12 protein-coding genes are annotated in these 14773 nt (G+C 51.8%); 4 read left to right on the top strand and 8 right to left on the bottom strand.

The genetic code is table 11. The annotated features are described in order from the left end of the window. Window positions 1-27: 27 nt before the first annotated feature. Complete coding sequence (locus tag NR177_RS09615; RefSeq protein WP_145393974.1) at window positions 28-1431, bottom strand: glycoside-pentoside-hexuronide (GPH):cation symporter; 1404 nt, start codon at window positions 1429-1431, stop codon at window positions 28-30. Between the two features lie 743 nt (window positions 1432-2174). On the opposite strand from NR177_RS09615, the gene NR177_RS09610 reads away from it, so the two are divergent. Both NR177_RS09610 and NR177_RS09605 read left to right on the top strand, forming a co-directional pair. Next, the gene (locus NR177_RS09610; protein ID WP_256852780.1) at window positions 2175-3428 is read left to right on the top strand and encodes a mechanosensitive ion channel family protein; all 1254 of its coding nucleotides are present in this window, start codon (window positions 2175-2177) and stop codon (window positions 3426-3428) included. 284 nt (window positions 3429-3712) lie between these two features. After that, complete coding sequence (locus NR177_RS09605; RefSeq protein WP_063880261.1) at window positions 3713-3916, top strand: hypothetical protein; 204 nt, start codon at window positions 3713-3715, stop codon at window positions 3914-3916. Window positions 3917-4121: 205 nt separating this feature from the next. On the opposite strand, the gene NR177_RS09600 is transcribed toward NR177_RS09605, so the two are convergent. From NR177_RS09600 to apbE, 3 genes are all read right to left on the bottom strand, one after another. Further along, the gene (locus NR177_RS09600; RefSeq protein ID WP_256852779.1) at window positions 4122-5774 is read right to left on the bottom strand and encodes a multidrug ABC transporter permease/ATP-binding protein; all 1653 of its coding nucleotides are present in this window, start codon (window positions 5772-5774) and stop codon (window positions 4122-4124) included. Between the two features lie 85 nt (window positions 5775-5859). Further along, window positions 5860-6501, bottom strand: a complete 642-nt coding sequence (gene alkB / locus NR177_RS09595) for a DNA oxidative demethylase AlkB (RefSeq protein WP_218996052.1) — start codon at window positions 6499-6501, stop codon at window positions 5860-5862. Window positions 6502-6515: 14 nt separating this feature from the next. Further along, complete coding sequence (apbE, locus tag NR177_RS09590) at window positions 6516-7556, bottom strand: FAD:protein FMN transferase ApbE (protein WP_109717399.1); 1041 nt, start codon at window positions 7554-7556, stop codon at window positions 6516-6518. Between the two features lie 145 nt (window positions 7557-7701). Between apbE and NR177_RS09585 the strand changes: the two genes are divergently transcribed. Next, window positions 7702-7815: a hypothetical protein gene (locus NR177_RS09585; RefSeq protein ID WP_063880265.1), complete on the top strand. Its 114-nt coding sequence runs from the start codon at window positions 7702-7704 to the stop codon at window positions 7813-7815. Between the two features lie 166 nt (window positions 7816-7981). Then, window positions 7982-8113, top strand: coding sequence for a hypothetical protein (locus NR177_RS09580; protein ID WP_256852778.1), 132 nt, complete (start codon window positions 7982-7984; stop codon window positions 8111-8113). A 33-nt stretch (window positions 8114-8146) separates the two neighbouring features. Here NR177_RS09580 and ompC read toward each other — a convergent pair whose 3' ends face one another. The 4 genes from ompC to NR177_RS09560 form a co-directional block, all read right to left on the bottom strand. Beyond that, a complete protein-coding gene (ompC, locus tag NR177_RS09575; RefSeq protein WP_063880266.1) occupies window positions 8147-9274 on the bottom strand; it encodes a porin OmpC in 1128 nt (375 codons plus the stop codon). Between the two features lie 585 nt (window positions 9275-9859). After that, a complete protein-coding gene (locus tag NR177_RS09570) occupies window positions 9860-11026 on the bottom strand; it encodes an HlyD family efflux transporter periplasmic adaptor subunit (RefSeq protein WP_063880267.1) in 1167 nt (388 codons plus the stop codon). Next, the gene (locus tag NR177_RS09565; RefSeq protein ID WP_063880268.1) at window positions 11023-13170 is read right to left on the bottom strand and encodes a type I secretion system permease/ATPase; all 2148 of its coding nucleotides are present in this window, start codon (window positions 13168-13170) and stop codon (window positions 11023-11025) included. Before NR177_RS09565 ends, NR177_RS09570 begins: the two co-directional genes overlap by 4 nt. Window positions 13171-13196: 26 nt before the next feature. Continuing rightward, window positions 13197-14552 carry a TolC family outer membrane protein gene (locus NR177_RS09560; RefSeq protein WP_063880269.1) on the bottom strand — a complete coding sequence of 452 codons (1356 nt, stop codon included), beginning with the start codon at window positions 14550-14552 and terminating at the stop codon, window positions 13197-13199. Window positions 14553-14773: the final 221 nt, after the last annotated feature.

Genomic DNA, 14773 nt, shown 5'->3' with positions numbered 1-14773 from the left:
TTTTCACAATGGATTACAGCTGGAGACTCAGTCGGGATGAGTCGAGAACAGATCGTCTTCAATGGTTTTCATTTTGGCGGTGGTCAGGATATAGCGCGTGCGGACCAGCCACACAGACAGCAGATAACCGACCACGGGAATCCAGACCATTAGTGCGTAAATGCCATCGATCGCACTGCGGCTTTGTTCGGCCACATTGGCCTGATAACCGGTAAACGACAGAACCCCGCCCACAATCGCGCCACTGACGGCCAGGGCAATTTTGAGTGAAAACAGGTTGCCGGAGGCACAGATTCCGGATAAGCGCTTGCCCGTTTTCCAGTCGCCGTAGTCATCGACATCGCCAATGAACGACCACAGGATGGGTGCACCAATCTGATGAATGACAGACAGGATAAAAAACCAGATGAAAACCAGCACACTACTCTGGGCGGGTAAAAAGAAGAACACGATCGACATTGCCAGGGCTGTCGATTTAGCGGCCTGATAAACCTGGACTTTACACCAGCGGTTGGTGAAATACGGGGTAATGTAAGAGCCAAGAATACCGGCAACAATGCCGGTACTCAGAAACAGCGTGGCGTAATAGTCGTTCAGTCCCATCACGTATTTTGCGAAATAGATACAGGCCGCGCCGCGTACAAAGGAAGGAATGCAGTCGAGAAACATGGCAAAAACACAAACAACCCACTGATCGTTTTTTGTAATTTGCCGGATGATCGCGAAAATCGACTCCCCGGCATTGCTCTTAGGTGTGATGCGCTCTCGGGTGGTCGCGACGCAAAAAACAAACAGAAACAGGGAGATCACGGCAAACAGCGTGATGACCCAGAAGAAACCAATTTGCCGGTTTCCGTTACCGAAAAACGCTACCATCGGCAGTAAGGTCAGGGTGCAGAATAAGCTGGCAAGCCCCGCGCCCATAAAGCGGAACTGCTGGCAGGAAACCCGTTCCTGCGCATTGGTGGTGATCACCCCGCCCAACGAGCAGTAAGGAATATTCACCCCAGAGTAAAGCAGCGACAGGATCAGATAGGTAATAAAGGCATACATGACCTTTGCATGGCCCTGTAAATCCGGCGTGTAAAACATCACCATACAGCTAATGGCAAAGGGCACAGCAAAGCCAATAATCCACGGACGAAAACGCCCCCAGCGCGTCGTGGTTTTATCAATATAAGCGCCGTAAAAGGGGTCGAAAACCGCATCGGCAAAACGTACAACAAGAAATATGGTCGCCACAACCCCAGGTGCCAGTCCAAATATATCCGTATAGAAAAAAGACAAGAACATGGTTATCGGATTAAACAGCATATTACAGGCGGCATCACCGGCCCCAAATCCGGCCTTTTCAACAAAGCCAACGCGACCCGAGCGCACCGGCTGGGCACGATAAGCGGTATCACTGTTTGACGTAATATTCGTTTTCATTTTTCACCTTTCGCCTTCCTGAAAAGAGGTGGCGATAAGCATATGTTTTAGAGCTATTTTTGGCCTACGATAACCCTCGCATAAGCAAAATCATGACTATATTTTCCATATATTTAGCTTATGCAGGCATAAAAGCCGGAGGAGGTTACCCCATTGTGTAACCTCCTGTGATGGAGCACGGTGTGATTTCCTGTATATAAATATCGTGCTGAATGGCGGCAAAAAGATCATTAAGAGGACAGTAAAGAGGAATAAAACAGAATCGTTTCACTCACCCTCTTGTGGGTTTGAATTAACCAATCATTTTAGTAAAAGGGGTTACGACATTGCTCAATCGATATAAACCTGATGAAATGCATTATCGTTAAATAATGAAAGCTAAAAATATACAGTGCAGAAACATGCGTATTTAGTGTTGTAAAAACGCGGTGAAAGTGCCCTTACGGCGGCAACGTACCATGCTGACCGCCAATAAATCCTCATCGTGCAGCACGTGTTTCCTGCCGCGTGCAGAAAGCAGCCCACCCTCAGTGCAGGCGCAGGGCCATCTGCTCTGTCATCGGCTGCCCTGCTGCGGCGGTCTGAAAGCGGCGGTCAGCGCTGCCACAGTGCAACCTCGAAATGACATTATGAATAAATTCCATTAACTTACTCGTCGCAGGAAGCCCAAACGCACGCTACGCTTATCGGCATCATCGGGTTTGTGGTTGAATACAAACAACATTTTCAGGCATACGATTAACATGAATTATTTGAACGACATACAACACTATATTGAAAACAAACCTGCACTTTCTGTTGCTATTAACCTCGTTGTGTTGATCGTCGCGGGCCTGGTTGCGCATCTGATTTGTAAGTTTTTTGTGGTAAAAGTGGTACGTAAGGTGTTTTTTAGTACCCATAAGAAACAGGTGCCGCTCGACAAAGATGTCAGGTTGTCTGAAAAAATCTCTAATTTCATTCCGGTTATCACCGTTTACTTTCTGCTGCAGTTTATGCCGGACTTGCCCGAGCATCTGTTAATCGCGATTAAGACTATCTGCGGCATTTTATTTATGGTTTACCTGTCGCTGTTTTTTAATGAAGTCCTGGAGATTATCAATATCTCCTATGTTAAAAAGTCGAAACGTAAAAATCATTCGATTAAAGGTTATATTCAGGTCGGCAAAATCCTGGTGCATATCATCTCGGCGATTATGATCCTGGCCATTATGTCGAATAAATCGCCAGTGATTATTATCTCCAGTCTCGGTGCGGTGGCGGCGGTGCTGATGTTGATATTTCAGCATACCTTGTTGTCGCTGGTGGCGAATATTCAGCTGTCATCCAATGATGTGCTGCAGTTGGGTGACTGGATTGAAATCCCGGCGAACAACATCAGTGGTGAAGTGATTGATATCGCCCTTCACACCATCACCATTCGCAACTGGGACAACACGCTTTCCCGTGTTCCCACCAAAACCTTTCTTACTGAAACCTATACCAACTGGCAGGCCATGTTCTCATCCGGTGCTCGCCGAATCATGCGCAGTTTTTACATTGATCAGACGTCGATAGGTTTTGTGGACCACGCCATGCTGGAGCCCATGACGCAGATTCGCGGTATCAATGAGCAACTCTCCAAACTTATGGATGGTCGGGAACTGAGTGCCGTAGGTGACCGCTGGTTTGTTGAAAACGGTATGACTAACCTGATGATCTTCCGTCACTATCTTACAGCCTGGCTGGCTCAGCGAGATGACATCAAAAAAGACATGTATATCGTGGTGAGGTCGATGAAGCCTTCTTCTGAGGGGCTGCCCATTGAAGTCTATTGCTTCACGTCATCAATTCTGTGGGTCGACTATGAAAATACCCAATCGACAATCTTCGAATATATTTATGCCATCGCTAACGTCTTTTCATTGCGCATCTACCAGCGCCCGTCAGGAAGCGACCTGAGTTTTCTGGCACAGGAACGTCAGCAACCGGCAACCCATAATGAAGCCCAGACCTGAGAAGCCTTTGCCCTGCCTGCTCTTTTTCAGACGTGAGCAGGGCTAAACAAATTCGGTCCGCCAGGCTGTTCAGCCCCGCCTGGCGCTTATCGTTGGTGTATCGGACTTTCCTGAAAAATTGCGAATAAATACAACATTAATTATAAAAATCATTTATTTATTAATAAAATGCAAATGTTGATTACTTCACAAAAACAACAAATATGACAGCCGTTCATTAAATTGAAACAATTCTGTCATGAAAAAAACGTATTCTGTTTGCTCCTGAAATCGAGGGTACAGATATGATCATCAAAGCTAAAAACCTGAAGGATGCAGAAAACTTACTGCACTCAGGCATCAATAAGGTGGAGCTGGCATACGACATCGGTTGTGACGATTTCTTTCGTCTGGCAAGTCAGTGGTGCGAACGCGGTGCGCGCATCAGTAAAAGCCAACAGCATTTTGTCGTTTCAGTAAAAAACTTCCCCATCCCGCCCAACGATTGATTATAACAAGCTACCAACCTCACACCGCCTCCCTGTTGTTACAGCCAGGCACCGTGTGATTTCAAGCGCCAACCAGAACTTTTCTAAGCCGCTCATCACTGAGCGGCTTTCTCGTTTCTCAGTGCCCCTGTCTGACGCTCGCCGCCGATGATCAACGCGCTCAGCACGGTGTGACTGACTGAGCCTGAGACGATCTCAGCAAAAATTATAAACCCGTATCAGTAAGCTTGACGGCATCCAGGCTGGCGTGGTCGCGTTCGTTACCCGTTAACTCGTAGAGGACGCCATCGCGCATCTCCAGCAGGCGGTCGGCGTGGATAAAGTAGTGGTCATCATGGCTGATGGCAAAAACGGTTTTTCCTGCAGCCTGCAACGCGGGCAGTAACTCACGATAGAAAACCCGACGGAAATGCGGGTCCTGATCGGCGGCCCATTCATCCAGCAGCAGGACGTCGCGTTGCTCAGCGACGGCCAGCAGCAGCGCCAGCCTTTTACTCTGCCCTTTCGACAACTGCAAATTCAGTATTTTATTCCCTTCAATTTTCAGCTTGTCCTGCATTTTGAGCTTTTCGAGCCATTGCTGTACCCGGCCAGGCGATGCGGGATCGCCTTTGCTGTCTATCAGACGGTCAAACAAATGCACATCGGTGAAGACCGCTGAGAAGTGTTTCTGCCAGCTATCAAGGTCGCAGACATCAACCGGTTTGCCGTCTATTAGCAGGCTGCCGGACTGAGGCCGATAGAGTCCTGTGAGTAACATGGCCAGCGTCGATTTCCCACTTCCGTTACCGCCAATTAAAAACACCAGCTCGCCACGATGAAGCGTTAAATTAATCGGCCCGACCTGAAAACCCTTCTCCCCGTAGTGAAAGGTGATATCACGCAGCTCAAGGGTTTGCCACGCGGTGTCGCCAGAAAAGGCAGGAAAGTCCGGCTCATACGGGGCGAGGTCAAAGCTGTTGAGTTTGCGAAAGGCGACCTGAGCACTGAGTAGCGTTGGAAGTGCCCCAACCGCTGACAGCAGTGGCGTGCGCAGAAACAGCAGCGTCAGGGAAAAGGTGGCTGCCACCGCCGTATTGGCCCATCCCAGACTGTTGGCCATGAAAAATACCATGCCAATCGCGCCAAGCATCATGATGTTTGACCAGTTAACGGCACTGAGATGAAAGGTATCGGCACGCACGATATGGTACCGGTAATCACTGGCATCCTGCTGATATACCTTGTCGTAGATCAGTCTGGCGCGCTCACGGTTAAGCTGGAGCTCTTTGCGTCCCTCTATGACGGTCTGGTAATCGCGATACAGGTTGTCTTCAACATCCCGCAATTTTGCCATGTGCTGATAGACGCGCGACACCAGCATCCAGCCGCCTGCAATCGTCACGACCAACCAGCCGCTGGTCACCAGTAACATCTTTGGGGACAGCCAGGCAAGATAGAGTGCCGATCCCAGCGTGATAATGATTCCCTGAATTAACTCGGGCAAACGAACAAAAGCAAGGGTGATGGCCCGTACATCGCTGGTTAATCCCGCCAGCAGTTGTGCGCTACCAATCTGTTCGATGCGCTCCACGCGCGTGTCCAGGATGCGCTTGATAAATTCACCACGCATACGCCAGACAAACTGATGGCCCAGCCAGGTCAGTGCCAACTGTGAGGCCAGCGTTACCGCCATCAACATAACCACCTGGAACAGGAACGCGGGCAGTACCGTCAGGGAGGTATTAATCGCGACAATCATCTCGCTATTAATAAACGCGATCATGCCAATACCTAAGGCGGCACTCAGTAGCGTGAGCAGAATCACGCCAATAAAAGGCCAGCGATACTGGCGAAAAACCACATTTAACAGTGCCATAAAACCTTACCAGACATGAAAATCAGCCAGCAGTGTAAAGTGATGGCAAATGATAGCAATCGTTATTCGCACCTTGCGCGGCGGACTAAAACGCCCGTCGGAAAGTGAGGTTATAGCGAAAGGCGCCGGTGAGCGGATGGATACCGGCTTTAAGCGGTAAGATACCGTGATAGCGCAGGCGCGAAGGCCCGCCCCAGACCACCACATCGCCATGTTCCAGCAAAACCCGCTGTGCATGGTCACTTCGCTCAAAGCCACCGAACTGGAAAACTGCAGGTAAGCCCAGGGAAACGGAGACAATCGGCTGGCGCAAATCTTTCTCATCCTTGTCCTGGTGCAGCGTGAGCTTAGCGCCGGGCTCATAGCGGTTAAGCAGGCAGGCATCCGGATTGAATCCCGGAAAGCCGGCTTCTTCAGCGGATTGTCGGGCCAGCAAACGAAACGCGTCCGGCATAGCTGGCCACTGACGTTGACTGCTGCTGTCCTGCTCGCTATAGCGGTAGCCGCGCGCGTCCGTAGACCAGCCGAAATCGCCGCAGTTGGTCATCGCAACCGACATGCGATGACCACCTGGTGTGATGCGGTGTTCAAACGGATTTTGCGCGGCAATCGCCATCATCGCCTGGTACAGTGCTTCCGCCTCATCGCGGGCGCGGCGGCGTAAAATTACCGCGCCCTCAGCCAGCGGTTCTTGCCAGGGTGAGGCGTCACTAAACAGATCCAGCATAGATGTTCTCTCTGTCAGTCAGATGGAATAATAAAAGCGGAAAACTGGGGCGACATCCAGCTGACAAAGTTGTCTCCTTGCTTGCTGATTAAGTACACCGCCAGTTTCTCTTTGATTGCCAGCGCTTTGGCCTTTTCAGTGCCCAATACCATTAATCCTGTATCCCAACCATCGGCTTCCAGCGCGGTGGTGGCAATCACGGTCGCCGACACCAGCTTATGGTCGATTGGCCGCCCCGTAGCAGGATCGATGATGTGTGAAAGTCGTTTGCCATCCAGTTCATAATAGTTGCGATAGCTGCCTGAGGTACTGATACCGTGCCCCTGCAGATCGACCCGCGCCTGAACGGCATTTTCCCGGTCGGTCGGTTTCTGAATCGCCACCCGCCACGGCTGGTTCTGCGCATTCATTCCACGCGACAAAACAGCGCCGCCCACCGAGACCAGATAATTATTAATGCCTTCCTGCTCCATCAGGCGCGCCAGATGGTCCGTTGCAAAACCTTCTCCCACCGTGGAGAGGTCAACATATAAGCCTGGCAGATCTTTTTGCAGCCACTGCCCTTCTCCTCCCTGAATCACCCGCAAATGTTGCAAGCCAGTCAGGGCTCGGGCCGCGGCGATCTGCTGATCGTCAGGAATATGGCTGGGCTGCTTATCGGGACCAAAGCCCCATAAATTAACCAGCGGACCGACGGTAATATCCATGGCCCCTGAGGTTTTCTTGCCGATTCGCAGGGCAAGCGTCACGATATCAGCCATGTTTTCACTCACCGGCTGTGGCGTCGTGGCACGGCTCTGATTAAAGCGCGACAGCACAGAGGTGGGCTTCCAGGTTGAGAGTTCCGCATCATCGGCATCAAGCCGTTGCTGAATGCGCTGCTGAAGCACGGCTTTACGTCCGGCATCAACCCCTGCCAGGCTAACTCGCCACACCGTCCCCATTGTTTTCCCTTCCAGCACCATGGCGTCTTGCTCTTTTGACGACGGGTTATCACACCCTGCCAGCAGCACCATTGCGGCCACTAACAGCAGATTTATCTTAAAGTTCATCAATATTCATCCGTAACAGGTAATTTATGCATATTTCAAAGCACAAACACTAAGTAAAGTAACTTAAATATGGTTGATAAAACTTATGCGCTCTACCAGACTAGCTCGTTCCGCTCGATCTTGAGGGCGTCAGAAAAAGGAGTAACAGATGATTTTATTAATCCTTGCCGCTGCGTTGGGCCTGTTCGTGTTAGGAAGTTATAAAACGTGGCAGCAGCGTCGAAACCGCAATGTGGCGACAGCCTATCTGCGCCGCCGTTGATCGCCTCTGCACCATTTAAGGTCATCCGCCCCTTTATCCGCGCGCTATTGTAGCAAGATCCCCTGTTTTTCCGTGGCTATGAGAGCGGTCGGACTGGCACGATTCCTGCACCAGTCATATCGTCTGATTTGCTGAGAGGTGTGGGATGGAGAAGACAGAGACTGCGATGACTACGATGCAAAACTGGTTAAGTTTTGCTGCGTTCACCTTGTCGGGTGTGGCATTCGAGGGGGCGAGATATGGCAACGTTATCCTGCCGCAGGATGAAACCGGGCCAGAACAGATAACGAATGAATAAAACCAGGGAGCGCATTCGCGCTCCCTGTGACTTTTAGAACTGGTAAACCAGCCCTACGCCCACCACGTCGTCGGTATTAATTCCCGCCGCTTTGGTGAAGTCGTTGTCGTCCAGTAAGTTGATTTTGTAATCAACATAGGTCGACATGTTTTTGTTGAAGTAGTAAGTCGCACCGACGTCGACGTATTTCTTCAGATTCTGCTTGCCCCAGTTCTGCACGTCGGTACCGCGTGAGTTCACGTAGGCCAGAGAAGGACGCAGACCAAAATCAAACTGGTACTGAGCCACTAATTCCCAGTTATCCGCTTTATCCGCATAACCGTAAGCCGTATTCGGCTGGTTACGGCTGGTGCTGTCACCGAAGCTGGTCGCGTTATACGACCGGGTATACATCGCAGCCAGATAAATATTATTGGCATCATATTTCAGACCGCCGGTATAAGCTTCCGCTTTATCACCGCGTCCCAGAATACCCGCAGCATTACCATTCTGGTTGCTGGTACGATCGGACTGGAAGGTTGCGGCACCAATACCGAAACCGGAACCCAGATCATAGGTGGTGCTCAGGCCCCAGCCGTCGCCGTTTTCACCCAGCACATCACGACCACCGCTCGCTTCCGTTGGGTTGTCATTTTTGCCCTGATACTGGACGGCAAAGTTCCAGCCATCGACCAGACCGAAGAAACCGTTGTTACGATAGGTCGCCATGCCGTTGCCGCGCTGGAACATAAAGTTGTCCGCGCCATAAGTATCACCACCAAACTCTGGCAGAACGTCGGTCCATGCGCCGATGTCATAAGCCACGCCGTAGTTGCGACCATAGTCAAATGAACCTGCATCGCCAAACTTCAGCCCTGCAAAGCCAACGCGGGTATAGCTGTCAGCCGTGCCTTGTGCCTCAGAATTGTTGAGTGCGGCCTGGTATTCCCACTGGCCATAGCCACTCAGTTGATCGGTGACCTGGGTTTCACCCTTGAAGCCAAAACGGACATAGGACTGGTCGCCATTGGCGCTGTCGTTATCCGAAAAATAGTGCAAACCGTCTACTTTGCCGAACAAATCTAATTTATTGCCGTCTTTATTGTATATTTCAGCCGCATTTGCCGATCCCGCTGCTGCCAGTAATGCAGGGATCGCCAGGGAGAGAATGTGACGCTTCATTTTATTACCCTCTGTTATGTGCCTTTTATATTTGCCACTGCAAACCGATGGTAATATCGGTCGGCAAACCATTGTTGTTTCATAGCGAGTAATAATCCATCGTAAAAATGCTACTAAATTTCCGAAACTGTTTCATAATCTGTAAAATTTATTTCTACATGTAAATAACACGGAACTTATTAGCCGCACAGAGTGATAAAAAATAAAGCACAAAATGATAATCCAATCGAAAATAATAGTTATCAGGATGATTTTAATGGGAATATTCCTAAGCACTCAATGGTAAAACTTATTGCGCCCCAGCCAATATACTTACTCCCGCTATCATCATTTATTTCTTATCTTCATTCACCCCGAATGATTTTTTTTTACCCTTATATATCGCCGGGCTTATTGCCCGGCTTTTTTTTGCCTGATCGCCTCTGCTCTGGTTTCATACGCGCTAAATAGCCTTGATTATTGCCGCTTTTATCACCAAATTTATTTGTTGATTTAAGAAAATATAGTGCGTCAGCAGGTAAGGCTTATCAGATAATTAGTCACTTAATGAAACTATAACAGGCCGCCCGATTCGGACTGGCGATATTAGCGCTCGCGCATCGATTCTTTGACTTTATTCAACGGCTTAAGCAAATAGTCCATTACGGATTTTTGTCCCGTCTTAATCTCAACGTTCGCCACCATACCAGGAACAATCGGGAAGCGCCGTCCCGCCCGATTCGTCAGCTCCGCTTTTTGCGTACGCACATAAACCCGGTAATAGAACTGGTCGCGCTTGACCTCATCCTGCAAGGTGTCAGGAGAAACGGTTTCCACCACGCCCGCTAAGTCACCGTAAATCGACGAGTCATAGGCGGTGACTTTGACCACCGCGGCCAGGCCGGGCCGGATATAGGCGATATCACGAGGATTAATGCGGGTTTCAATCAATAATTGATCTTCCAGAGGAACGATCTCCATTATCTTTCCGCCCGGCTCAAGTACCCCGCCGACTGTCGTAACCTGAATATCCTTCACAATCCCACGTACCGGTGAATAGAGCGTCGCGCGCGTCAGCTGATCTTCTTTGCCTGCGGCGACCTGAAGCTGGGCGTCCAGTTCAGCATTGTTTTTTACCTGCTCTTCATGAGCACGAACCAGATAGTCGTTACGCGCCTCATCGATCTTACCGCGCAGATCGCTCACCTGGCGGCGCAGGCGGATCACTTCTACCTGCCCTGCTGCCCCTTTAGCCACCAGCGGTTCAGTTAAACGCAGCTCATCCTGTACCAACCGTAAAGACTGTTGCAGATTACTGATGGTTTCGGTCAGATTACGGCGACGCGACTCGTACAGTTGCCTCTCACGCGCCACCAGTTGCGGCTCTTTCTGCGTCTCTGCACTGAAGGTAAGCGGAATCCCCGACAGTTCAGCGTTGAGCCGTTCTGATGACGCACGCAGCGTGCGCACTCTGGCTTGTACTTCGCCAAAGTTTGACTGAAAACGGGTGGGATCAAGCGTGGCCAGTATCTGGCCCTTTTCGACGATATCGCCCTCATGCACATTGAGCTGCTTAACGATGCCGCCGTCCAGGCTGTCAATCACCTGTGCGCGGGTGGATGGCGTGACCTTTCCGGTGCCTACCGTGACCTCATCAAGAATCGCCATGTGCGCCCATACAAGAAAAATGGCCAGCGCCGCCGTACATAACCAGATGATTGCCGACGTACGCCGTTCATGTTTGGCCAGATCTTTGTCCATCACCACGCTCATGCCGCACCTCCCTGACTGGCATCCGCAACGTTGTGGGTCGCGCGCCGTAAAATCTGATCTTTTGCGCCGTCCGCGATGATGCGGCCGTTTTCCATTACGACAATACGATCGACCATCTTCAGCAGGGCGGGACGGTGCGTCACCAGAATCAGCGTGCGTCCACTGATCCAGCCCTGCATCTGGCGGATAACATGCTCTTCAAGCTGCTCATCCATGGAGGCGGTCGGCTCATCCAGCAGCACGACCTGCGGCTGGCGCAGAATCAGTCGGCTGAGCATAATCATTTGACGCTGTCCGCCTGACAGCCCGCGCCCGCCCTCATTGATAATGCGATCCAGACTGGCCGCATCCTGCTGGACCAGCGACAGTGCCCCACTGATGCGTAATGCCTGTAGCATGTCCTGCTCGCTGGCGTGGGGATTGCCGAGCAGCAAATTCTGCCTCAGCGTGCCAAAAAACAGACGGGAATCGTGGGACAGCCAGCCGAGCTGTCGGCGTAGGTCGGTCGGATCGATATGGGCCATATCCACGCCGTCTACCAGCACTTTTCCCTGACTGGCCTGCGCCTGGCCCGCCAGGATCTTCAGTAAGGTGGATTTCCCCGCACCGACCTTCCCCAGAATGGCGATTTTTTCACCCGGCTTGACGTTCAGCTGCTGCACATTAAGCACGTTCTTTTCGTTTTCTTCGTCGTAGGTATAGTGCACGTTGCGCAGTTCATAATGCCCGGTCAGCGTCGGGCAGTGCGCCATGGTGGCGGAATCAGGTTTATCGAGTGGTTTTTTCAGCAGCTCATCCAGCCCTTTCATGGCGGTTTTGGCGTGCTGCCAGCGAGAAAAGACCATGGTTAACTGCATCAGCGGCGCGATAGTGCGCGAAGAAAGCATGCTACAGGCGACCAGCGTTCCGGTGGTGATTTGTGAGTCCAGCACCAGGTAAACCCCAAACACCAGCATGCCCGCATAGGTCAGTTGTTGCACGGTGGCTGCCCAGCCGGTCAGTCTGGCTCCCCACAGGCGTTGCTGATTACCGATCGCGGCGCTGACCTCATGTGTCTGCTCCCACTGGCGCTGAAAATAGGGTTCGGCCTGCAGCGCTTTGATGTCTTCAATGCCTTCTATTGTTTCAACCAGCACGGCGTTTCGTAGCGCGCCTTCGCGCAATCCGGCTTTCGCCAGCCGCGCCATCGGGAACTGGACTAACATGCCCGGAATAATGATTAACGGAATGGCGGCCAATGGAATCAGTACCAGCCAGCCGCCAATAAACGACATGATAAACAGGAACAGAATGACAAAAGGCAAGTCTGCAGCCGCGCCGACGGTGGTTGAGGTCAGTAACTCACGCACCTGATCGATTTCGCGCAGCTGAGAGATAAAGGACCCGGTGGATTTGGGCCGTGACTCATTGCGGATATTCATTGCCCGGGCAAACAGCATGGCGGAAACTTTTAAATCGATGCGTTTGCCCATCAGGTCAGACACCTGCGTGCGCATCAGGCGAATCAGATATTCAATGGCGGCGGCAATCAGTACGCCGACAAACAGCACCCACAAGGTGGCCTCGGACTGGGCGGGAATCACCCTGTCGTAGACCTGCATTGAAAAGAGAATACCGGCCAGCGCCAGCACGTTACTGATTACCGACGCCACGGAGATTTCCGCGATGCGACGTCCCATGCCGCGAAAGTTTTTCCAGAACCAGTGCGGTTCATAGGGCTGGACGAACTCATCGATTCGGGCATCTCTGCCGCGTGCGGCTACGCCAATCACGCCGATATCACCCTGCGCTCTGGAGAGCAGACCGGCCAGCTCGCCTTCGCGAATCACGTCACCGCCTTCGCTCAGCCAGTAGCGTGCGCCGCCGTCAGCATCGATCTCTTCCAGCACCGCAACGCTGTTATTTTCCATGACCAGCACAACGGGCGTGATCTCCTGCCGCCAGCGTAGTTTGTTCTGTGGCACCATCGTGAGATGGAGCCCAAGGAGACCACACAGGCGCTCCAGCTGCTGTGCCACCGGCAGGTGTTCAAACCAGCGCATTTGCTGGCGCAACGTTTTTCCATCTGCAGGTTTGCCGAAACGGGCCGCCACGCGCAACATCGCAGCAATCCAGTTATCGGTCGTCGGGTTTTGTGCACTCATCGTAAACGCCTTTTAAAACGGGTTCGCTATTGCAACGAAGGAAGAAGATCGCCACTGCTTTTTTGACGGTCGATACCCATGATGTCGAGCAGGTTATCAACCGCAGCGGCGTAGCGGACGGTGGCATCCCAGCCGTCGTAAAGCGCAGTTATCCGCGCGCTGTCGGCCTGAAAAACATCCTGCTCGACGCTGAGCAGATCATTCAGGCTGCGTTTACTCAGCCGGTATTCATCGGCATAAACGTTGCGTGTATGTTCAGCGCTGGCTAACTGCGCCTCACCCGCCAGTTGACGCTGCTGAGCGCCAATCATGTCGGCGTAAGATGTGGAGGCATTTTGATTAATCGTGAGTTTGGCTTGCTGTACCGCAGCCTGCGCAGCGAGCCTATCGCCTTCTGCTGACTGTGTTTTGGCGTTGACCAGACCGCCCTGATAGAGCGGCGCTTCGACCTGAAGCTGGACTTCATCATCCCAGTATGAGCGAGTGTCATTTTCATAACGTGTCCGACCGGCCTGGACCTTGATGCTGGGCCAGTGCCCCGATTGAGCCTGACGTACCCGCTCCCTGGCGGCTTCCTGCTTGTATTGTGCACTGCGCACCGCAGCACTGCTTTCATAGGCAATTTTGTCCAGGGTAATTTGCTGTTGTAGCAGTGCCTGGGGCAGTTCAGGCAGCGTGGCAGGCACCACGCCGGTCAGGACGGTAAGCTGTGCATTAGCAGAGCGCAGTTGCGCCAGATACTGCTCACGCGTGGCATGCATCGCGGCGATCCGTGTTTCGGCCTGCAGGACGTCAGACTGAGAGTTTAGCCCGGCATCCGCGCGCATTTTGGCGATGTCACGCACGTGTTCAAGCGAGGCGATATTGGTCTGCGCGGTAGCGGCCAGCGCCTGGTAGCGTTTGACCTCCAGATACGACTGCAAGGCCTCTTTAGCGACCTGCGTCATCGCGTCGAATAAACTAAACTGGTAGGCATCCGACAAGGCATGCTGTTCGTCTATTGCGCCATTGGTGCGGCCAAAGTCATACAGCAGTTGGCTCAGCACGATCCCGCCGGAACCATTATTATTCAGGCTGCCAGAGGAGTCGGTTTGATGAGAACGCCCCGCCGCCCCCTGAAGCGATAGCTGAGGATACCAGGCGCTCTGCGCAGCACTGAGATCGCCTTCACCGATATGAATCTGCGCCGCCGCCTCCGAAATCTTCGGGTTACGTGAGAAGGCGCGTAATATGGCATCTCGCAGCGTTAAAATGGCGACCTGCTCTTCACTCGGTGCCGCTCGCCAGTTAAATTCCGCTTTGGGGAGCGGTGCGGCAAACGCCGCGGGTAATACCACGCCATTCAGGGCGTAAAAAAACAGGGCTAAACGCGCTTTGTTCATTATTCATACCAACAGGTTTTCTTATGATCATTTGAAGACGTCCTGGTGATTTCAGCATACAAAAAAGCAAGGTCACGATGAGCATTACGCATTTTATTGTTAATTTACTTAATGCGTTTAATAGAGACCGCTAAGCGCGAGTTAATATTAATAGTACATATCCCCTAGCGGTTCATTCTAAAAATCACCAATTATCAAATATCTTTACTGAAAGGCGATTT

Source organism: Pantoea sp. Fr+CA_20 (genome assembly GCF_024520835.1).
Lineage (GTDB): Bacteria > Pseudomonadota > Gammaproteobacteria > Enterobacterales > Enterobacteriaceae > Pantoea > Pantoea allii.
The sequence above is the reverse complement of the archived record's forward strand: the minus strand, read 5'-3'. Positions and strand labels throughout refer to the sequence as shown.

Bases quoted from the DNA above. Each gene is read 5' to 3' on its own strand.
- NR177_RS09615 (WP_145393974.1), bottom strand. From the start codon at position 1,431: ATGAAAACGAATATTACGTCAAACAGTGATACCGCTTATCGTGCCCAG.
- ompC (WP_063880266.1), bottom strand. From the start codon at position 9,274: ATGAAGCGTCACATTCTCTCCCTGGCGATCCCTGCATTACTGGCAGCA.
- NR177_RS09570 (WP_063880267.1), bottom strand. From the start codon at position 11,026: ATGAGCGTGGTGATGGACAAAGATCTGGCCAAACATGAACGGCGTACG.
- NR177_RS09605 (WP_063880261.1), top strand. From the start codon at position 3,713: ATGATCATCAAAGCTAAAAACCTGAAGGATGCAGAAAACTTACTGCAC.
- alkB (WP_218996052.1), bottom strand. From the start codon at position 6,501: ATGCTGGATCTGTTTAGTGACGCCTCACCCTGGCAAGAACCGCTGGCT.
- NR177_RS09600 (WP_256852779.1), bottom strand. From the start codon at position 5,774: ATGGCACTGTTAAATGTGGTTTTTCGCCAGTATCGCTGGCCTTTTATT.
- NR177_RS09565 (WP_063880268.1), bottom strand. From the start codon at position 13,170: ATGAGTGCACAAAACCCGACGACCGATAACTGGATTGCTGCGATGTTG.
- NR177_RS09560 (WP_063880269.1), bottom strand. From the start codon at position 14,552: ATGAACAAAGCGCGTTTAGCCCTGTTTTTTTACGCCCTGAATGGCGTG.
- NR177_RS09610 (WP_256852780.1), top strand. From the start codon at position 2,175: ATGAATTATTTGAACGACATACAACACTATATTGAAAACAAACCTGCA.
- NR177_RS09580 (WP_256852778.1), top strand. From the start codon at position 7,982: ATGACTACGATGCAAAACTGGTTAAGTTTTGCTGCGTTCACCTTGTCG.
- NR177_RS09585 (WP_063880265.1), top strand. From the start codon at position 7,702: ATGATTTTATTAATCCTTGCCGCTGCGTTGGGCCTGTTCGTGTTAGGA.